The organism is Pseudomonas sp. 58 R 3 (assembly GCF_900006605.1).
GTDB classification, from domain to species: domain Bacteria; phylum Pseudomonadota; class Gammaproteobacteria; order Pseudomonadales; family Pseudomonadaceae; genus Aquipseudomonas; species Aquipseudomonas salomonii.
Genome location: NZ_CVTT01000050.1, coordinates 105,488 through 124,155, shown reverse-complemented (window position 1 = coordinate 124,155; position 18,668 = coordinate 105,488). Strand labels below are relative to the sequence as shown.

Annotated in this window: 19 protein-coding genes; 10 read left to right on the top strand and 9 right to left on the bottom strand. The window is 59.6% G+C overall.

The annotated features are described in order from the left end of the window. Positions 1-28: 28 nt before the first annotated feature. Positions 29-1,375 carry a DEAD/DEAH box helicase gene (locus BFP92_RS13170; protein WP_065929933.1) on the top strand — a complete coding sequence of 449 codons (1,347 nt, stop codon included), beginning with the start codon at positions 29-31 and terminating at the stop codon, positions 1,373-1,375. A gap of 114 nt (positions 1,376-1,489) precedes the next feature. On the opposite strand, the gene BFP92_RS13165 is transcribed toward BFP92_RS13170, so the two are convergent. Continuing rightward, positions 1,490-1,765: a hypothetical protein gene (locus BFP92_RS13165; protein WP_065929807.1), complete on the bottom strand. Its 276-nt coding sequence runs from the start codon at positions 1,763-1,765 to the stop codon at positions 1,490-1,492. Between the two features lie 155 nt (positions 1,766-1,920). Here BFP92_RS13165 and BFP92_RS13160 point away from each other — a divergent pair, with 155 nt between their 5' ends. Then, positions 1,921-2,310, top strand: coding sequence for a hypothetical protein (locus BFP92_RS13160; RefSeq protein ID WP_017134854.1), 390 nt, complete (start codon positions 1,921-1,923; stop codon positions 2,308-2,310). A gap of 114 nt (positions 2,311-2,424) precedes the next feature. On the opposite strand, the gene BFP92_RS13155 is transcribed toward BFP92_RS13160, so the two are convergent. The 3 genes from BFP92_RS13155 to BFP92_RS13145 form a co-directional block, all read right to left on the bottom strand. Further along, positions 2,425-3,291, bottom strand: a complete 867-nt coding sequence (locus tag BFP92_RS13155) for a DUF6279 family lipoprotein (RefSeq protein WP_065929932.1) — start codon at positions 3,289-3,291, stop codon at positions 2,425-2,427. Between the two features lie 66 nt (positions 3,292-3,357). After that, a complete protein-coding gene (locus tag BFP92_RS13150; RefSeq protein WP_065929806.1) occupies positions 3,358-4,080 on the bottom strand; it encodes a TorF family putative porin in 723 nt (240 codons plus the stop codon). 207 nt (positions 4,081-4,287) lie between these two features. Next, positions 4,288-4,467: a hypothetical protein gene (locus tag BFP92_RS13145; protein WP_003193095.1), complete on the bottom strand. Its 180-nt coding sequence runs from the start codon at positions 4,465-4,467 to the stop codon at positions 4,288-4,290. 324 nt (positions 4,468-4,791) lie between these two features. Here BFP92_RS13145 and BFP92_RS13140 point away from each other — a divergent pair, with 324 nt between their 5' ends. The 3 genes from BFP92_RS13140 (at position 4,792) to BFP92_RS13130 (ending at position 7,720) form a co-directional block, all read left to right on the top strand. Beyond that, positions 4,792-5,628, top strand: a complete 837-nt coding sequence (locus tag BFP92_RS13140; protein WP_028617391.1) for a CvfB family protein — start codon at positions 4,792-4,794, stop codon at positions 5,626-5,628. 52 nt (positions 5,629-5,680) lie between these two features. Then, positions 5,681-6,079: a DUF2177 family protein gene (locus BFP92_RS13135; protein ID WP_058422121.1), complete on the top strand. Its 399-nt coding sequence runs from the start codon at positions 5,681-5,683 to the stop codon at positions 6,077-6,079. 198 nt (positions 6,080-6,277) lie between these two features. Continuing rightward, the gene (locus BFP92_RS13130) at positions 6,278-7,720 is read left to right on the top strand and encodes an NCS1 family nucleobase:cation symporter-1 (protein ID WP_065929805.1); all 1,443 of its coding nucleotides are present in this window, start codon (positions 6,278-6,280) and stop codon (positions 7,718-7,720) included. On the opposite strand, the gene BFP92_RS13125 is transcribed toward BFP92_RS13130, so the two are convergent. Continuing rightward, positions 7,632-8,831 (bottom strand): MFS transporter, encoded by a 1,200-nt coding sequence (locus tag BFP92_RS13125; RefSeq protein WP_065929804.1) that lies wholly within the window; start codon positions 8,829-8,831, stop codon positions 7,632-7,634. The genes BFP92_RS13130 and BFP92_RS13125 overlap by 89 nt on opposite strands. Positions 8,832-8,934: 103 nt before the next feature. On the opposite strand from BFP92_RS13125, the gene BFP92_RS13120 reads away from it, so the two are divergent. From BFP92_RS13120 to BFP92_RS13115, 3 genes are all read left to right on the top strand, one after another. Then, positions 8,935-9,828 carry a putrescine utilization regulator PtrR gene (locus BFP92_RS13120; RefSeq protein WP_056861481.1) on the top strand — a complete coding sequence of 298 codons (894 nt, stop codon included), beginning with the start codon at positions 8,935-8,937 and terminating at the stop codon, positions 9,826-9,828. 142 nt (positions 9,829-9,970) lie between these two features. Continuing rightward, positions 9,971-10,093, top strand: coding sequence for a PA1414 family protein (locus BFP92_RS32280; protein ID WP_017134862.1), 123 nt, complete (start codon positions 9,971-9,973; stop codon positions 10,091-10,093). Positions 10,094-10,411: 318 nt separating this feature from the next. Further along, positions 10,412-12,496, top strand: coding sequence for an FAD-dependent oxidoreductase (locus BFP92_RS13115; protein ID WP_065929803.1), 2,085 nt, complete (start codon positions 10,412-10,414; stop codon positions 12,494-12,496). Positions 12,497-12,566: 70 nt separating this feature from the next. On the opposite strand, the gene BFP92_RS13110 is transcribed toward BFP92_RS13115, so the two are convergent. Genes BFP92_RS13110 through speB form a run of 4 tightly spaced genes read right to left on the bottom strand, consistent with a single transcriptional unit; the run spans position 12,567 to position 16,887 of the window. Beyond that, entirely contained in the window at positions 12,567-13,949 is a 1,383-nt protein-coding gene (locus tag BFP92_RS13110; protein WP_056861480.1) for a sodium:solute symporter family protein, read from the bottom strand. 35 nt (positions 13,950-13,984) lie between these two features. Beyond that, positions 13,985-15,496 (bottom strand): purine-cytosine permease family protein, encoded by a 1,512-nt coding sequence (locus BFP92_RS13105; protein WP_065929802.1) that lies wholly within the window; start codon positions 15,494-15,496, stop codon positions 13,985-13,987. A 21-nt stretch (positions 15,497-15,517) separates the two neighbouring features. Further along, the gene (locus tag BFP92_RS13100) at positions 15,518-15,937 is read right to left on the bottom strand and encodes a YybH family protein (RefSeq protein WP_065929801.1); all 420 of its coding nucleotides are present in this window, start codon (positions 15,935-15,937) and stop codon (positions 15,518-15,520) included. Beyond that, positions 15,937-16,887, bottom strand: a complete 951-nt coding sequence (speB, locus tag BFP92_RS13095; protein ID WP_056861477.1) for an agmatinase — start codon at positions 16,885-16,887, stop codon at positions 15,937-15,939. The genes BFP92_RS13100 and speB overlap by 1 nt, the downstream gene beginning before the upstream one ends. A gap of 280 nt (positions 16,888-17,167) precedes the next feature. Between speB and BFP92_RS13090 the strand changes: the two genes are divergently transcribed. Together BFP92_RS13090 and BFP92_RS13085 are read left to right on the top strand one after the other, a co-directional pair. Next, complete coding sequence (locus tag BFP92_RS13090; protein ID WP_065929800.1) at positions 17,168-18,061, top strand: LysR family transcriptional regulator; 894 nt, start codon at positions 17,168-17,170, stop codon at positions 18,059-18,061. Between the two features lie 6 nt (positions 18,062-18,067). Next, positions 18,068-18,667, top strand: coding sequence for a tRNA-uridine aminocarboxypropyltransferase (locus BFP92_RS13085; RefSeq protein WP_065929799.1), 600 nt, complete (start codon positions 18,068-18,070; stop codon positions 18,665-18,667). Position 18,668 lies beyond the last annotated feature (1 nt).

Below are 18,668 nucleotides of genomic sequence, written 5' to 3'. Positions count from 1 at the left end.
TATTTTGTATTTCTTCGAGGTAGCACCCGTGTTTTCCCAATTCGCCCTGCACGAACGCCTGCTCAAAGCCGTGGCCGAGCTTAAATTTGTCGAGCCTACGCCTGTGCAAGCAGCGGCCATCCCGCTCGCGCTCCAAGGGCGTGACCTGCGGGTGACGGCGCAAACCGGCAGCGGTAAAACCGCCGCTTTTGTCTTGCCGGTGCTGAACCGCCTGATTGGCCCGGCCAAAGTCCGCGTGAGCATCAAGACTCTGATCCTGCTGCCGACCCGCGAGCTGGCCCAGCAGACCTTGAAGGAAGTGGAGCGCTTTTCGCAGTTCACCTTCATCAAGTCCGGCATCATCACCGGCGGTGAAGACTTCAAGGTCCAGGCCGCCATGCTGCGCAAGGTGCCCGACATCCTGATCGGCACTCCAGGCCGCATGATCGAGCAGCTCAACGCCGGCAACCTCGACCTCAAGGAAGTCGAAGTGCTGGTGCTCGACGAAGCCGACCGCATGCTCGACATGGGCTTTGCCGACGATGTGCAGCGCCTTGTGGCCGAGTGCGTCAATCGCCAGCAGACCATGCTGTTCTCCGCCACCACCGGCGGTTCGACGTTGCGCGACATGGTTGCCAAGGTGCTGAACAACCCTGAGCACTTGCAGGTCAACAACGTCAGCGATCTGAACGCGACCACGCGCCAGCAGATCGTGATGGCCGACCACAACGTACACAAAGAACAGATCCTGAACTGGTTGTTGGCCAACGAGACCTATCAGAAGGCCATCGTCTTCACCAATACCCGTGCAGCAGCCGACCGCATCTACGGTCGTCTGGTGGCGCAGGAATACAAGGCGTTCGTGCTGCACGGCGAGAAAGATCAGAAGGACCGCAAGCTGGCCATCGACCGCCTCAAGGCCGGCGGCGTGAAGATCCTGGTCGCCACTGACGTTGCCGCCCGAGGCCTGGACGTGGATGGCCTGGACATGGTCATCAACTTCGACATGCCCCGCAGCGGCGACGAGTACGTACACCGTATCGGCCGTACCGGGCGTGCCGGCAACGATGGCCTGGCCATCTCGCTGATCTGCCACGGCGACTGGAACCTGATGTCGAGTATCGAGCGCTACCTCAAGCAGTCGTTCGAGCGCCGCTCCATCAAGGAAGTCAAAGGCACCTACACCGGGCCGAAGAAGGTCAAGGCGTCGGGCAAAGCCGTTGGCGTGAAGAAGAAAAAGACCGACGCCAAGGGCGACAAGAAGAAAACCGGTGCCAAGTCGCCGACCAAGCGCAAGATCGCCAACCGGCCGAAGACCGACAACCTGTCGCTCGTCAGCAAGGACGGCATGGCGCCGCTCAAGCGCCGCAAGCCAGAAGCGCCAGCTGCCGAATAAGGCCGCTGATACAAAAAAACCGGACGCTGTCCGGTTTTTTTATGCCCTCAGTTAATCGTTCCTACGCTCTGCGCGTGAATGCCGCCAGGGGCGCTCCGCGTCCCTTTGTGGTGGTTAATTTTTCGCTTTGTCGGCCGCATCTTTCAGCTCCTTGAGGCGCTGGTCGATCAGTTGGCACTTGTCCGGCAGGTCCGCGCTGGCGGTTTCCAGGTTCATGTGCTGCAACTCATCGTTGATTTCCTTGGCCTTGGCCGGGTTTTGCTGGGTCAGCCGGGTCACTTCCTTGGCCAGTTGTTCGCGTTTGGCCGTGGCCTCTTCCGGCGTGCAGGCCCAGGCAGGCAGGGCGCTCAGCAGCGTGGCGGCGATGGCCAGGTTCATCAGGGTTTTCATGGTCGGACCTCCTTGGCAGTAATGTGCAGTTGAGGGGGCGAACGTCTGGAAAGTTCAGAGAAATGACGCTTGTCTATTCGGGTGAACGGCCAGAGCACGGTCGTGTCACTACTTCTAACGGGCCACCTTTTAATCTGCCCGCAGGAGGAATCAGGATGACGACTTATAACTGGGATCTGATCGAGCGACTGCTGCATGAAGTGCAGAATGGGGAAGGCAGCTTTGCGCCGCGCAAATACGCCGAGCAGGAGGCGGCCGAGAAGGCCACGGCGGGCGAATCCACCGGTAATCTGGACGCGTTGAAAAAGACCGCCGCCGATTACGAAGCGCTGTTGTTCAAGCGTGGTTTCATTGAATCGCGCCCGGAAGAAGAGGGCGGCAATGGTGAGAACTTCATCCTCACGGCGCTGGGCGCGCAGCTGCTGGCCCTGATCGACAGCTCAATTCCGGGCAACGACCACCCGCGCCAAGTGCTGGACGAGCAGGCCGACGCGCTGGACCCGGCGACGTTTGCCGAAGTGGCTTCCAAGGCGCAGATTGCCTGAAAAAGCACACTCTAACTAAACATGTGGGAGCGGGCTTGCTCGCGAATACAGTGTGTCAGTCAATAGATTCATCGACTGATTCACCGCATTCGCGAGCAAGCTCGCTGCCACATTTTAAATCGAGGCGGCCTTGAGGCATTTGAGGGCCTGAAAGTCACTGCGAACCTTGCCGATTTTTTGTGTGAGTGTCTGGCGCTGCTGCGCCGTGCTTTCGGCCATCAAGTCGATGATGAGGCCGCGGGCAGCGGCTTCGGTCTGTGCATAGGCGGTGCGGTATTGCGGGGTCCACAGGCTCTCGCGGTCGACCAGCAACTGTTGGATTTTCTGTGGGAAGTCAGCGCTGTGACGCTGCTGCAAGGCGTCGATAAATTGCGCCTGCCAATGGGCGCGATTACCGATCCACTTCTGATTCTGTTCACCCAGCGCGATTGACCATGCCGTCACTCGGTTCTGCTGGCTGGCACTCAGCGGCCCCATCCACGCATCCAGGCGTTTGCTCATGCGCTCGGCGCGCTCTTTGATCTGCTGAGCCAGCGGCGGTTTGAGGTATTCGTCCTGGCGCTTGCGCAGGTCTTTGGCCAGCGCATCACCCATGTCTTTGACTTGTTGATCATCCAGGCCCTGCAGCAACTGGACGGCTGACGGCGTGATCTCGCGGGCAACCTCGGCGATGGCTTGTTTGGCTTCGACGGTGCGCGCTTGCAGCGCGGCGTCGGTGATCTGGTTGTTGTCGACCATTTGTTGCAGGCGATCAAGCCAGTCCAGGTAGCCCGGCAGTTGAGTGGTGCAGTGCCAGGCCAGGTGTTCCTTGAGGGTGTCATTGAACCAGCTCTTTTGCCCGGCGTTCATGTCCAGGTAGTCGTTGAGGGTCCAGGGGATGATCACATCAAGGTTGCGGTAGGCCAGGCCTACGCGATTGCAGCCGGCGAGCACCAGGCTCAACGTCAGTAATACCACCAGTAATTTGAGCCGACGCAGCATGGGCGTGTCCTTGCGCAGGAAGGGTTCATGCATGTGAACCTGCGCGGGGCGCGACAGTTCAGCCCATCAATAAAACGACCGTGCGGCTTTCAAGGTCAACAGGCCGTCGCATTGCGAATTGTGTCCGGAGTAGGCCGAGCAGTCGCCGCCACTGAGGCTGGAACCGCTGTAGATCAGGTCCAGGTCCACGCCTTTCCAGGCGCGGGAGAACTGCACCGACCAGTCGCTGAAGCTGCTGATGGTGCCGCCTTCTACCGCCGCCGGCGTGCCGAGTTGGTGGGTGGTGTATTTCATGCTGACGCCGATGCCGAACGGCTGCGTACCGCCGAGGTCGGCAAACAGCGTGCTGTCCTGGCGATCCGGGTCGTTGCTGAAGGACACGCCGAAGCGATTGCCCAGCAGGTTCAGGCCGCCGTAGAACTCCTGGCTGTCGAGCGGGCTGAGCTTGGGGTAGCTGTAGTGGATCATGCCCACTTCGTAGCCCAGGGTCTGGTCGAAGGGGCGCTTGAAGCCCATGTAGGAGTCAAGTTCGAGGTTGTTGGCTGAGGACAGGCCCATATTGGGCGAAAACTGGCCGAAATACAGGCCGCTGTCGTGGCTCAGGTCCAGGCCGCCGTGGAAGGAATCGCTGCCCGGCGAGGTGGGCTTGACCAAGCCCTGGGCCATGCTGCGGCTGGGCGTGGTGCCCAATTTGAGGTCGAAATCACCCAGTTCACGCTGAAAAATCTGCGCGTGTGCGAGGGGGCTTGCCGCAAGGGCAGCGATGAGAAACAAGCAGGGCTTGAGCATGCTTCACTCCATGAAAAGCGAGGAGCAGTTACGAAAAAATCGGACAGATGCCCGTGCTAGACGGGTGCAAGCATACCGGCGAATGCCTCGCGGTGAGCCCCGTTCGTCGATTGGTGCATCAGGAGATGTAGCAGAAGGGTGTTTCAGACTCTAGTCCTGGCGCCTTGAAAGGCAAGGCGCTTAGGAGCTAGATGCGACGCGCGGGTATTACTTTTTGCCCAGGCTGATCTGCTTGGACGGGCCGAAAGTCTGGCCGCTCACGCCCTTGGCAATTTGCTGGATTTCGCCACCGGACTTGAGGAAAGCAGCAATTTGGCTGTTGATCGATTCGCTGGTTTCAACGGCGGGAGCTGGCTTTGCTTTGCTATTGGATGCTTTTACGCGCATGGCGGCCACTAACCTGTAGAAAATTAACTTGGCCAGGCATCGTACAGGAAATACTTGACAATTGCTTGGCAAATATCCCCTGGGAATTACGCGAGCCGCTGTAATCGGCCAAAGTTTGACCTTTAAATAAACCGCTAACTTACTGTTTTAACTCGAAACCACAGGGTTTGTTCGGCTGCTGGCCACCGGCAAAATTCGATCGATTGATCAGACGAGCGGGGCGGTGCCATTACCCGGCCACGCTGGCCCGCGATTTTTCAGGCGCACGCGCGTGGCGGCCGCAACTCGGGTAGAATGCCGCCCACGTAACGAAGGTATCTGGAAATGGCTTTAGTCGGGCGCTACAACAGCTTGCAAGTGGTTAAACACACTAACTTTGGTTTGTACCTGGATGGTGCGCAAGATGGCGAAATCCTCTTGCCTAATCGGTATATCCCCAAGGATATTCCCAGTGAAGATGAAGACTGGCTTAACGTTTTCATTTATCTGGACAGCGATGACAAACTTATCGCGACGACTGAAAAACCGAAAGTTCAAGTCGGCGAATTCGCCAGTTTGAAAGTCGTCGAAGTCAACAGCATCGGCGTCTTCCTCGACTGGGGTTTGCCAAAAGACCTGTTGCTGCCGTATTCGGAAGAGAAACGCCAGTTGACCGCCGGTGAATACTGCGTGGTGCACGTCTACCTCGACAAGCACACCAAACGCATCACCGCCACTGCGCGACTTGACCGCTACCTGGATAAGACGCCTGCCAACTACCAGGTGGGCCAGGAAGTCGACCTGCTGGTGGCCGAAGCCACCGACATGGGCTTCAAGGCGATCATCAACAACAAGCACTGGGGCCTGATCCACAAGAACGAAGTGTTCAAGTTCCTGCGCCCGGGCAAGGAAGAGAAAGGTTTTATCAAAGAGATCCGCGCCGATGGCAACATCAGCCTTAGCCTGCAGCCGGTCGGCCAGGAAGCGGCCTCCAGCCTCAACTCGAAGATCCTCGCCAAGTTGCGTGAAAACAACGGCAGCCTGCCGGTCAGCGACAAGAGCGACCCGGCGGTGATCAGTAATTTGTTCGGTGTCAGCAAAGGCAACTTCAAGAAGGCCATTGGTGCGCTCTACAAGCAGGGCCAGATTGTGATTCACGCCGATCGCATTGAACTAAGCTGATCGCGTTTTGCTCTTCTGTAGGTGCCGCTCGGCGCCTACAGAGGCTGCAACCATGACCCGCAAACTATGCTTCGCTTACCTCGGCACCTTACTCGCGTTTCTGGTGCTCGACGGCCTCTGGCTCGGCGTCTTCATGGGCCCGACCTACAAATCCCTGCTCGGCGCGCTGATGCTTGATCAGCCCCGCTGGCTGCCCGCCGTGCTGTTTTATCTGCTGTATGCCCTCGGTTGCGTGGTGTTCGTGGTCCTGCAAAGCGGCAGTTGGCAACGAGCAGCACGCCTTGGCGCTCTGCTCGGCCTGGTGGCCTACGGCACCTATGACCTGAGCAACTGGGCCACGCTGCAAGGCTGGTCAGCCGGGTTGGCGCTGATGGACATGGCCTGGGGCACCTTCCTGACGGCGGTCTGCTGCAGTGTCGGCTATCTGTGTGCACATCGGGTGCAGCGTTGATTGTGTACAGGATTGACCTGCACCGTTGCTGAGCACAACCCCCGCCTATAGGCGCTCGCAAACCTCTTTGGAACGCTGTTTTAGAGAGATTGTGTGCCATTGGCACGCATTCTGCTGACTACCTCGTATACAAACCATGCCGCCTCCCGTATGCACACCGTTACGGCAGCGCAGGCCGGTATTTCGAGGAGCCAAGCGATGACCGAACAATTGCCCAAAGGCTACAGCCCGCGCCTGTACAACCAGGACCTCGGGCCGCTGCCGCAAAAGTGGACCTGGTACAACATTTTCGCCTTCTGGATGAGCGACGTGCACAGCGTCGGCGGCTACGTGTTCGCCGCCAGCCTGTTTGCCCTTGGGCTGGCCAGTTGGCAGGTGTTGATCGCCTTGCTCGTCGGCATTTGCATCGTGCAGTTGATTGCCAACCTGGTGGCCAAGCCGAGCCAGCAAGCGGCGGTGCCATACCCGGTCATCTGCCGGCTGGCATTTGGCGTGTTTGGGGCGAATATTCCGGCGGTGATTCGTGGTTTGATCGCCGTGGCCTGGTACGGCATCCAGACGTACCTGGCGTCGAGTGCCTTGATTATCGTAGTGCTGCGCTTTTTTCCACAGATGGCGGTGTATGCAGAGCCGCACTTTGCGGGCCTGTCTTACCTGGGCTGGTTTGGTTTCCTCAGCTTATGGGCGTTGCAGGCAGCCGTATTCTGGGCGGGCATGGAGTCCATCCGCCGCTTTATCGACTGGGCGGGGCCAGTGGTCTATGCGGTGATGTTTGCCCTGGCCGGCTGGATTGTGTGGAAGGCAGGTTGGTCGAATATCAGTTTCACTCTGGCGGAAAAATCCCTGTCAGGCTGGCAGGCGTTTGGCCAAGTGATTGTGGCGACGGCGCTGGTGGTGTCGTACTTCTCCGGGCCTACGCTCAATTTCGGTGATTTCAGCCGCTACTGCCGCAGCATGCACGACGTGCGACGTGGCAATTTCTGGGGGCTGCCGGTTAACTTCCTGGCGTTCTCGCTGGTGACCGTCGTCATCGTGTCGGGCACCTTGCCGGTGTTTGGCGAAATGTTGCATGACCCCATCGCCACGGTTTCGCGCATCGACAACAGCATGGCCGTGCTGCTCGGCGCCTTTGCCTTCGTGACCGCCACAATCGGCATCAACATTGTCGCCAACTTCGTGTCACCGGCGTTTGATTTCGCCAACGTCGCGCCGAGCAAGATCAGTTGGCGCGCGGGTGGCATGATCGCGGCCGTGGCCTCGATCTTTATCACGCCGTGGAACCTGTTCAACAACCCGCTGATGATCCACTACACCCTGGATATCCTCGCCGCGTTTATCGGGCCGCTGTTCGGGATTTTGATCGTGGACTTCTACCTGATCAAGAAGCAGAAAATCGACGTGGATGCCCTGTTCGACGACAGCCCGAGCGGCCGTTATTACTTCGACGGCGGCGTGAACTGGACAGCCGTCAAAGCCTTGGTGCCGGCGACGCTGGTGGGCGTCGCGATCACCTTCACGCCCGCGTTGCAGGGCATGGCCAATTTCGCCTGGTTTACCGGGTGTTTCCTGGGAGGGCTGTTTTTCCTGGTGCTGGCACGGCGTGAACAGGTTCGTGCGCCAAGGTCGCTGGTTGCCGGTTGACCAACACCGCACCTGCCACCACCAAGCCGCAACCGGCAAAGATCAAGGCCGGTTGCAGGCCGCCGCTCACGTGGCTGCTCACCGAGGCCAGTAATGGGCCGCACAATTGGCCGATAGCAAAACTGGCGGTGAGCAGCCCGGTGCTGCGCTGGTAGCCGTGGGGCGCCACCTCGCGCAAACGCGCCATCACCAGTTGCATGCACGCCAGGAACGGCGCACCACACAGCAGCACACCCAGCGCCAGGCCCCAGCCATTGCCCAGCAGGCAGGCGAATACGCCGGCCGCTTGCAGCCACAAGGTCGTCATCAACCAGCGGCGGGTGGTGTTCGGGTCCTTGCGCCGCAGGCTCGCCACCACTACACCCAGCGCCGCCGCCAGGCCAAAGCACGGCCAGAACAGGTCGGCTTGCCAGGCGCCTTTGAACTGCGCGCTGGCCATCTGCGACAAGAAGGTTGCGGGGATGATGTAGCCCAGGCCATACAAGAAGTAGATCCAGCACAGGTGTGCAATGCTGGCGTTGCTGCCCGCGCGGGTGGCATGGGCCACCGTCACGGTCGGCTTCGGTAAAAAGGGCAGGATGGCCAGCAACATCACCAATGCCACCACGCCATAGACCAGCCACAAGGTCGCAGAGTCTTCGCCCAACAGATTGGAACCCAGTGCCAGCAACCCGGTCAGCAGAATCCCCAAGCCGGGCCCGGCAAACACTAAGGCCCCCAAACGTGGACGCCCGGCGGCAATCGCCAGCGGCTGGCTCAGACTGGTGATCATCACCAGCGCCCAGGCGCTCGCCACGCCGGTGCCAAAGCGCAGCAGTAAATGCGGCCAGAACCCATGCGCCCAATATGACCCCAGAGTCAGCAGCACGCACAGCCACAGCCCGCCATACAAACGCGCTTTTATGTGGTGATGGCTGCGGGCGAAGATCGAGTCCACCGCGCCGACGAAATAGCCCAGGTAGTTGGCGGCCGCAATCAGGCCGGCGCCGGTCAGGTCAATCTGCCCCTCGCTGAGCAAATGTGGCATCTGCGGGGTGAGGGCGAAGCGCCCAATGCCCATGGCCATCATCAGGGCGATAAAGCTGGCCGTTAAGCGAATCAGCGGTGACATGTGCAGGTGTCCTACGGGGTAGCGAATGACCGTAGGCTAAAGCGGATTGACTTTCTGTAAAAATGAATAATAGTGAGTAACTTGTTCAGTTTTGGAGAAAGGTATGGAGTTCAGTCAATTGCGGATTTTCCAGGCCGTGGCGGAAGAGGGCTCCATTACCCGCGCGGCTGAGCGCCTGCATCGAGTGCCTTCGAACCTGTCGACACGGCTCAAGCAGATGGAGGAGCAACTTGGCGTCGAGTTGTTCGTGCGCGAACGCCAGCGCTTGCAGCTTTCTCCTGCGGGCAAAGTGTTGCTGGACTACAGCACCCGTCTGCTGGCGCTGCATGATGAAGCCCACGGCGCGGTGCAAGGTGGGCAACCGGCAGGCGATTTTGTGCTGGGCAGCATGTACAGCACGGCCGCCGTGCATTTGCCCAAACTGTTGGCGCGCTATCACAAGGCGTATCCGATGGTGAACCTCCAGGTGCAATCGGCGCCCAGCGGCGAGTTGCTAGAGGGCTTGATCACCGGGCGTCTGGACGCGGCCTTCGTGGATGGCCCGATAACGATCGCGACGCTGGACGGCGTGCCCCTGTGCGAAGAGCGTCTGGTGATCATTTGCGAGGCGGATCACCCGCCCGTGCGTGGCCCCCAGGATGTCGCCGGCCGTTCGGTGTTCACCTTCCGACGCAGTTGCGCCTACCGCGCGCGCCTGGAAACCTGGTTTTCCCACGAGCGTGTGGCCATGGGGCGTGCCATCGAGATCGAGTCTTACCAAGGCATGCTCGCCTGCGTGATCGCCGGCTCCGGCGTGGCATTGATGTCAGAATCAATGCTCGACAGCCTGCCAGGCAAGGACAGCGTGTCCGTTCATCCGTTGACCGGGCCTTTTGCCACTGCCACCACCTGGTTGATGTGGCGCAAGGGCATGCTCGGCGCTAACCTCAATGCATGGATCGATCTGCAACAAGAGGGCAAGGCCGATTTCCTGCAAGACACGCGCGCGATTGCTTGAACGATCCGTCAGGATTCGGATCAATCCTGTAATAGTTCGTTGTGGTTTCGTTCAAGCATTACGTAAGACTTAGAGCTACTATCACTGTAGGAAAAGGCGACAGAATTCCCGCCTAGCCGCATTACCCTCAAAGGGGGCAACCATGAAAGAGAAAATTCAAAACTGGCTCCACGACCTCGGCGTTGCGCTGGGCCTGATTGAACCGCCGCTGCAGCCTATTCCGATTCGCACGGATGACGAGCAGCGTCGTCCGCGTCGCCGCTAAGCTAAGGTAGCAACAGGTTTAGAATGTGGGAGTGGACTTGCCCGCGATACTGGTGTATCAGTCGATAAAAACTTGACTGACACAGCGCTATCGCGGGCAAGCCCGCTCCCACAGTTGTTTTGTGCAAGGTAAAAAAACGGGCGCGACATGCGACGTTTCTTTCGCGACAACAGCTCTCATAACTCTAAGTGTCGGAACCGGACTACCTGTTCTTCAGAATCGGCTGGCTTATTTCAATCCAAATTATGCGCTTAGGTTGCAACCAAGCACGTAGCTTTCCTCGGATTAAAAGTAAGTCAGCGTTCCTGGAGACAAGCAATGAAGCTCTCTTGCGTTCCCCCAGTTGCCGCGTCATTGATCGCCACCACCGGAAATGTTCTGCACATCGCCCCAGTGTCCAGAGGCTGGAAGGCTGATGCGCCCGCCAACGTCGTATTTTTCCCACCTACACTGACCAAGCAAGCGCTGCTCATGCAGATAGGGCTTTTGCGGCCTTCAACCCTCATTGTCGGGGACCAGATTATCGATGCGGACGTCATCGACCAATGGCGCATATCCCACCCATTTGGAACCCTCCATTTAGTCCGCAGGGGAACGAGTCTGGATAAGGTGGCACTTGAACTGTGTGCGCTGAACGATATACGAGTGGTCAATACGCCTGGGGTCAATGCTGCGCATGTCGCAGCCTATATCGCCTATTGGTTGACACTGGCCGATGGTTCCATGCCCCGCGATGTTTGCGTGATGGGATATGGCAATGTGGGAAAAGAACTTGTCCGGTTGTTACTTGATCGAGATCCGGATGTTCGGATCAAGGTTATCAACAGACAAGGGCGAGCGCCGGATAGCAGCGGCAACACCCTGTGCCATTCCAGAGTGTCATTTGTCGCAGACTGGCGCGGGGCATTGCATGACGCTTATGCCGTGGCCATTTGCCTGTCCCTGAACGATGAATCCGCTCATCGCATTGATCGGTCTCTCATCCAGGGTTTACATAAAAACGCTCGCCTCGTCTGCGTCGCCAAGCCGGACGTCTTCAGCGATGACGCTTTGCAGAGCCTGGCAACGGCTGAAGATATGCAGCTGGTATTGGACTACGGCCCTAAGACACTGGACGCGTTTCGAATACGCACCCAAACACTCGGCTGCAATATCTGCACGTGGCGCAAACCGGCGACGCTGACGACCCAGGCGGCAACCACCGAAGCCTGCAAATGCGACCTGGATTACGCGGTCTCTGTTCAGTTGAGCTTGATGGCCCTGCGCGGCGTGGTCAGCCGCAGATTGACGCATTCGATGACGATCCCCGCTGAGCAGGCAGATACAGGTGCGCCGCGCGTATCGATCATCGGCCGAGGAGTCAACGGCCTTTTCCAAGCCCTGATGTTCCGCCTGGCCAATTATGAAGTTATGGTTTACGGAGGAACCCAGTCTAGTGATGGCGCCAGTCATAAGCCTGTGAACATGCGTCATCTGTCAGCAACCGAGACGACGGCAAAGCCGCTGCACAACGCTTATCTGACGCCCGCTAATCAGCATTTAGCCGTTGAGTGCAATCGCGCAGGCATCGAGCTATTCGAAAAGTTCCTGGCCGACAACCCCTCGCTGGCGCAATTCGCGCGGCCAGGGATTGTGCGCGCCTACGGTGATAAGGCCAGTGATGTAGAGGCCGCAATCCGCGAGCAAAAGGCTATCGAACATAGGTGCTGGCCAAGCGGCAAGCGGGGAGGTGAAGCTGTCGAGATCAGTCAACGTCAATTTCAGACAAATTATGGAATTCCAGGGATCGGTCGAGCTATTCAGGTATCGGGCTACGAGCTGGAATTTACCCGGCTAATGGATGAGTTAGTAACGCTGTTGCAGCGCTCTGGGGTTCAGTTTCGACCCGAGTACCTAAACCCTGTCCAAATTGCTGATCTGAGCAGAGAACACTTTGTCGTCACGGCTATGGGCATAGAAGAACCGGAAGCTATCGCAATCATCGGCTGGTTTTTCAAGCTGCGTGCTGTCGGCGGTGAAGGTGCCGAAATGCATGGACTCAAGCTGCAATACGATCTGCCAATTGGCGTCATGAATTGCCGTCTGGACGAGGGCTGCATTCTTGTCTCTGGCGGGCAAGTTCCTCCCGATTCGACGCCGGAATGCAAGGCGCAGATATTGACGGCATGCCTGGACGTTGTTTCTCGGCACTTTCCAGTGTCTTATCGCAGGGCAATCGAAAGAGGCGATTTGCAAATCATCGAATGCGCCAGGCCCGGCACCGCAGACGGTCTCTCAATCGTCCACTGGTCCGCCTACAACCAAATCGTGGCCGGGGCAACGTATGCCGGGGGCACCACGCAGGGATTGTTATGGGCCTCCCTGGTCCAGGAAATCATTCAGACGAAAGCGCCTGATAATTGAAGAATAAAAAAACGGGCGCGACATCCGACGTCGCGCCCGCTGAAGAAACCGCTTTAAATTCCGTTACCTGTCAAATGGCCCGAGCTACCGAAGCCTCTGGCCGGCGCGACAACAAGCTCACCAGCACAAAACTCACCAGCCCAATCGCCAGGCTGTAGTAGATCGGCGTGTTCGCGTCCAGGCCGTCTTTGAACATAAACACCAGCGCCGTCACAAAGCCCAAGGTCATGGAAGCAATGGCGCCGGAGGTGGTGGCGCGTTTCCAGAAAATCGCGCCCATCAGCGGGATCAGCATGCCGCCCACCAACAGGTTGTAGGCCAGGGTCAGGGCGCTGATCACGTCGTTGACCACCAGCGCGATACCCAGCACGGCGATGCCGGTGAGCATCGTGAACAGACGGTTGATGTTCAGGCTCGACTGCTTGCCGCCGCGCAGGCGTGGCAGCAAGTCCTCGGTCAATACAGTGGACGCGGCGAGCAGGCCGGCGCTGGCGGTGGACATCATCGCGGCCAGTGCGGCGGCGATCACCAGGCCGCGAATGCCGTCGGGCAGCGAGGCTTTGACGATGGCGGCGAAGGCGTTGTTGACGTTGTCCAGGTTCGGCAGCAGCACATGCGCGGCCATGCCGATCAGGGCACAGGCCAGGCCGTAGAGGATGCAGTAGAAACCGGCGAACGTGCCTGCGTACTGAGCGACCTTTTCGTCACGGGCGGTGAACACGCGTTGCCAAATGTCCTGGCCGATCAGGATGCCGAAGAAGTAGATCATGAAGTAGGTGATGATCGTGTCCCAGCCGATTTCGGTGAAGCTGAAGTTCGACGCCGGCAGCTTCGCCACCAGTTGATCCCAGCCGCCGACGCGGTACAGGCAGATCGGCAGCAGGATAAACATCAGGCCGACGGTCTTGATCACGAACTGCACGATATCGGTCAGGGTCAGCGACCACATGCCGCCGATGGTCGAATACACCACCACCACGCCACCGCCAAGCAGCACCGAGACCCAGAACGGCAGGCCGAACAGCACTTGCAGCACGGTGCCGATGGCCAGGATCGAGGTCACGCCGATCATCAGCGCGTAGGCCAGCATGATCACCGCACTCGCTTGGCGGGCCATGGGGTTGTAGCGTTTTTCCAGCACCTGGGTGACGGTGAAAATCTTCAGCTTGAGCAGCGGCTTGGCCAGGAACAGGTTCAGCGCGATGATCCCCGCGCCCAGTGCGGCGCACAGCCAGAAGCCCGAGATACCATGTACATACCCCAGGCGCACGGTGCCGACGGTGGACGCGCCGCCCAATACCGTAGCGGCCATGGTGCCCATGTACAGCGACGGGCCAAGGTTGCGGCCGGCCACCAGGTAGTCTTCGTGGGTCTTGGCGCGACGCATGCCGTAATAGCCGAGCACAAGCATGCCGGCGGCGTAGATGAGTACGACGAATAAATCCAAAGCCATGACGGCGAGTCTCCGATTATGGTTTTTATGGGCGATCAGGCGGCTTGTTGCAGCGCCGGGTTAACGTGCGAATCCGTGCGCCGGCTGCGAGGGTCGGCCGGGCCATAAACCGAAGCCGGTTCCGGAAACACACGAAGCAAGCTCAGGTACACCACCGACGCCAGCCCCAGGGTCACTGGCAGGCTGATATCGATGCCATCGGCCAGGTTGCCCAGCGGCCCGACAAATTGCCCCGGCAGGTTGACGAAGCACAGGCCCACCACTGCGCTCGGGATCCAGGCGCCCAGGCCGCGCCAGTTCCAGCCGTGGCTGAACCAGTAGCGCCCGCCGGTTTCACCGCGAGTGAACACTTGCAAGTCGTCCGGGCAGTAGAAGCCCCGGCGCACGATCAGGCCGATGATCATCATCACCATCCACGGCGTGGTGCAGGTGATGATCAGCACGGCGAAGGTCGACACGCTTTGCACCAGGTTGGCGGCGAAACGTCCGATAAAGATGAAGGCAATCGACATTACCCCGATCAGCAACGTGGCCTTGACCCGCGACAGCAAGCGCGGGAACACACTGGACATGTCCAGCCCGGTGCCATACAGCGAGGTGGTGCCGGTGGACATGCCGCCGATCACCGCGATCAGGCACACCGGCAGGAAGAACCAGCTCGGTGATACGGCCAGCAAACCGCCGACATAGTTGTTGGCCGCGATGTAGTCCGGCGCCTTGATCGCCACGATGGTCGCGGTGGCCAGGCCGAACAGGAATGGAATCAAGGTGGCGATCTGCGCCAGCACCACCGCCAGCATGATGCGCATTTTCGGCGTCTCACGCGGGATGTAGCGCGACCAGTCTCCCAAAAACGCCCCGAAGGAAATCGGGTTGCTCATGGCCACCAGTGCCGATCCGATGAAGGCAGCCCAGAAGCCAGCCTGGCCCAAGGCGACGGTGCCGGCGAAGTGGCTGTCGAACGCTGGCGCGAAGGCGAAGATGCCCAGCAGGAACAGCAGGCTCGCCGCCCACACCGCAATGCGGTTGACCCACAGCATGAAGCGAAAGCCGTAGATGCACACGGTCAGTACCAGCAGGGCAAACAGGCCATAAGCCAAGCCCAGGGTCAGGTCGGTTTCCGGCAGGCCAATCAGACGTTTCGCACCACCGACCAGCGCATCACCCGAACTCCACACCGACAGTGAGAAGAAGGCAATCGCCGTCAGCAGCGACAGAAACGAGCCGACAATTCGCCCGTGCACACCAAAATGCGCACCGGAAGACACGGCGTTGTTGGTGCCGTTGATCGGCCCGAACAGGCCCATCGGCGCCAGGATCAGCGCGCCCACCAGCACCCCCAGCACAATCGCCCAGACACCGGCCTGGAACGACAAGCCGAACAGCACCGGAAACGAGCCCAGCACGGCGGTGGCAAAGGTGTTGGCACCGCCGAAGATCAGGCGAAACAGATCCTTGGGCCCGGCGCTGCGTTCGTGGTCCGGGATCTGTTCGACCCCGTTGGTTTCTATTTTGCGAATACTGCTTTCGTTGTTTTTATTATTCATGATCAGCTCCGATCACATTGGCTAAGGGGGCGGCAGCCCTTCCGGCATAGCGGACAAATGTTCGTGACAGGCCAGCCACAGGCCTTGTTGTTCTAGGTGAGACGCTTGCCGTTTGAAGACAATGGTCTCGCGCTCCTGGCTAAAAAATTGCTCCCCGTTCATGCGCAGCTCGGTGGCCACGTCATGAATAAAAATCGCCACGTCACCTTGCAGGCTGACCACGGCATTGCTTGAGCTGCAGGACAGCACCTCAAACCCCTCGTCCGCGCGCCAGCTGTCCCACAACGCCTGGTAGGCATCGCGGCTCAGCAGCGGTTGGGGGAGGGTGTAGAACACGAAGCTGGCATCGGCGCTGAACGCGCCAAAGTAAGCCTCGCGGTCATTCGCGGCGAAGGCCGCCACCAGATCGGCGGCGGCTTTCAACACCTGCTGCGCGCTCATCAGCGGTGCGCCACGCCGGGCAGTACGCAGAGCATCTCGTACAACAGGTTGGCACCGAGCAGCGAGGTGTTGCCGGTGGTGTCGTAAGGCGGCGAGACTTCTACCAGGTCGCAACCAACCAGGTCGAGGCCCTGGCAACCACGGATGATCTCGATCGCCTGGATGGTGGTCAGCCCGCCGATTTCCGGGGTGCCGGTGCCAGGTGCCCAGGCCGGGTCGATGCCGTCGATATCAAAGCTCAGGTACACCGGGCCGCCACCGACTTTTTCCCGCACTTCGGCCATCAGCGGCGCGAGGGAGTGGTGCCAGCATTCTTCGGCCTGGACCACACGGAAGCCCTGTTTGCGGCTCCAGTTGAAGTCTTCGGCGGTGTAGCCCTGGGCGCGCAAGCCGATTTGCACGACGCGGTCGCAATCGAGCAGGCCTTCCTCCACGGCGCGGCGGAAGGTGGTGCCGTGGGCGATTTTCTCACCGAACATATGGTCGTTGACGTCAGCGTGGGCATCGATGTGCACCAGCCCGACCTTGCCGTGTTTTTTGTGGATAGCGCGCAGGATCGGTAGGGTGATGGTGTGGTCGCCGCCCAGGGTCATGGGGATTACGTCGTGCTCAAGGATCTCGTCGTAGGCTTCTTCGATGATGCGCACGGCGTCGAGCAGGTTGAAGGTGTTGATCGCCACGTCGCCAATGTCGGCAACCGACAGTGAGTCGAACGGTGCGGCGCCGGTGGCCATGTTGTAAGGACGGATCATCACCGATTCGGCGCGGATTTCACGCGGCCCGAAGCGGGTGCCGGCGCGCAGCGAGGTACCGATATCCAGGGGCACGCCGACAAATGCGGCGTCCAGGCCCTTGGCCGTCTGCAGGTGGGGAAGTCGCATCATGGTGGCGATGCCGGCGAAGCGCGGCATTTCGTTGCCGCCCAGTGGCTGGTGAAAAATCTTGTCCACGGGAGTGCCTCATCGTTGTTTTGTTTATCAGTGGCCGATTCTGCGAAAAGCCCGTGGCGGGAAGAATCGGCAGAGGCAAATACTTAGTTCAGATTTTTCTAAACTAATGGCTCAGGTAAACTCTGTGGCCCAGCAGGTCTTTCCTGCCGAACGCGGTTCAAAAATGTGGAAGCGGGCTTGCTCGCGAATGCGCTTTATCAGTCTCAGATGTATTAACTGAACCACCGCATTCGCGAGCAAGCCCGCTCCCACAGGTTTTTGTGTGTCCTCTGGAGACCCTATGGCCAACGCCTTGCCCGATCTGAAACTCCTGCGCATCTTCGTCAGCATCGTGCGGCACCAGGGGTTCGCCAATGCCCAGCACGAACTCAACCTGTCGACGTCGGCCATCAGCACCTACATGAGCCAACTCGAATCGGCCCTGGGCCTGGTGCTGTGCCATCGCGGCCGGGGCGGTTTCAGCCTGACCAGCAAGGGCGAGCTGTTCCATCAGGAAACCTTGCGTCTTTTAGGTGAGCTCGAAGGCTTCGAACAATACGCCGCCGCTCTCAAGGGCGAACTGCGCGGCACCCTCAAGCTGGGCGTGCTCGACTCCACCGTCAGCGACAAGGCTTTGCCGTTCGCCGAAGTGATCGGTGCCTATAGCCTCGAACACCCGGCCGTGCACCTGCATCTGTCGGTGATGAGCCCTTATGAGCTGCAACTGGGCGTGCAGGACAACCGCCTGGATTTGGCCATCGGCGCCTTTTCCAACCGCATGAGCGGGCTGGTCTACATGCCGCTGTACCGTGAACAGCATTGGTTGTATTGCAGCACGCGTCACCCTTTGTTCAACGAACGGCGTATCCCCGAGCAGGTGATCACCCAGCAGCGCATGGTCGGCCGAGGCTATTGGAGCCAGGCCGAGCTGGCGCGGCATGGTTTCAAACACAGTGCGGCCACCGTGGAAAGTATGGAAGCCCAGTTGATTCTGGTGCTGTCCGGCGCCTACATCGGTTACCTGCCCGAGCACTACGCCCAGGCCTGGGCCGACAAGGGCGACCTGCGCGTCTTGCTGCCGGCAACCTTCGGCTACCAGGCGCCGTTCTCGATGATCATGCGCCGAGGCCGCAGCCGCGAACCGCTGATCCAGACTTTCCGCGATCTACTCAAAGCCCAGCTCAACCAGGCCTGATAAACCATGTCCAGACCCCAATGCCCTCGCTGCCTCAGGCCGGTTACTCACTGTCTGTGCGCGCTGATCCCCAGCCTCGACAGCCGCACCCGCATCTTGCTCTTGCAGCACCCGAGTGAGGTCAACCACGCGCTCAATACCGCGCGGTTGGCGGCACTGGGCTTGAACAATGCGCAGTTGGTGGTGGGCGAGGTGTTTGACGACCTGGCCACGCTACTGAGCCCGCCGGGTTATCAGGCACGTCTGCTGTTCCCGGCGGACAATGCTGAGCCGTTGCAAACCTGCACGCCGAGCGATCAACCGCTGTTACTGGTGGTGCCCGATGGCACTTGGCGCAAGGCGCGCAAACTGCTGCACCTCAACCCGCTGTTGGCGGCTTTGCCGCGCGTGACCCTGGCGGGTGAACGCGTCTCGCGTTATCGGTTGCGCAAGGCACCCGGCCCGGGCGCGTTGTCGACGGTGGAAGCGATCGTGCAAGCGTTGCAGGTACTCGAAGCCCCGGCTTCATTCGATGCGTTGCTCAAGCCGTTCGATGCATTGATCGAAGGCCAGATTGCGGCGATGGGGGAGGCGGTCTACCAGCGTAATCACGTAGAGCCTACATAGC

Coding starts and splice junctions, on each gene's coding strand:
- BFP92_RS13165 (WP_065929807.1), bottom strand. CDS start 1,765: ATGAAAACCCTGATGAACCTGGCCATCGCCGCCACGCTGCTGAGCGCC.
- BFP92_RS13160 (WP_017134854.1), top strand. CDS start 1,921: ATGACGACTTATAACTGGGATCTGATCGAGCGACTGCTGCATGAAGTG.
- BFP92_RS13155 (WP_065929932.1), bottom strand. CDS start 3,291: ATGCTGCGTCGGCTCAAATTACTGGTGGTATTACTGACGTTGAGCCTG.
- BFP92_RS13150 (WP_065929806.1), bottom strand. CDS start 4,080: ATGCTCAAGCCCTGCTTGTTTCTCATCGCTGCCCTTGCGGCAAGCCCC.
- BFP92_RS13145 (WP_003193095.1), bottom strand. CDS start 4,467: ATGCGCGTAAAAGCATCCAATAGCAAAGCAAAGCCAGCTCCCGCCGTT.
- BFP92_RS13140 (WP_028617391.1), top strand. CDS start 4,792: ATGGCTTTAGTCGGGCGCTACAACAGCTTGCAAGTGGTTAAACACACT.
- BFP92_RS13135 (WP_058422121.1), top strand. CDS start 5,681: ATGACCCGCAAACTATGCTTCGCTTACCTCGGCACCTTACTCGCGTTT.
- BFP92_RS13130 (WP_065929805.1), top strand. CDS start 6,278: ATGACCGAACAATTGCCCAAAGGCTACAGCCCGCGCCTGTACAACCAG.
- BFP92_RS13125 (WP_065929804.1), bottom strand. CDS start 8,831: ATGTCACCGCTGATTCGCTTAACGGCCAGCTTTATCGCCCTGATGATG.
- BFP92_RS13120 (WP_056861481.1), top strand. CDS start 8,935: ATGGAGTTCAGTCAATTGCGGATTTTCCAGGCCGTGGCGGAAGAGGGC.
- BFP92_RS32280 (WP_017134862.1), top strand. CDS start 9,971: ATGAAAGAGAAAATTCAAAACTGGCTCCACGACCTCGGCGTTGCGCTG.
- BFP92_RS13115 (WP_065929803.1), top strand. CDS start 10,412: ATGAAGCTCTCTTGCGTTCCCCCAGTTGCCGCGTCATTGATCGCCACC.
- BFP92_RS13110 (WP_056861480.1), bottom strand. CDS start 13,949: ATGGCTTTGGATTTATTCGTCGTACTCATCTACGCCGCCGGCATGCTT.
- BFP92_RS13105 (WP_065929802.1), bottom strand. CDS start 15,496: ATGAATAATAAAAACAACGAAAGCAGTATTCGCAAAATAGAAACCAAC.
- BFP92_RS13100 (WP_065929801.1), bottom strand. CDS start 15,937: ATGAGCGCGCAGCAGGTGTTGAAAGCCGCCGCCGATCTGGTGGCGGCC.
- BFP92_RS13090 (WP_065929800.1), top strand. CDS start 17,168: ATGGCCAACGCCTTGCCCGATCTGAAACTCCTGCGCATCTTCGTCAGC.
- BFP92_RS13085 (WP_065929799.1), top strand. CDS start 18,068: ATGTCCAGACCCCAATGCCCTCGCTGCCTCAGGCCGGTTACTCACTGT.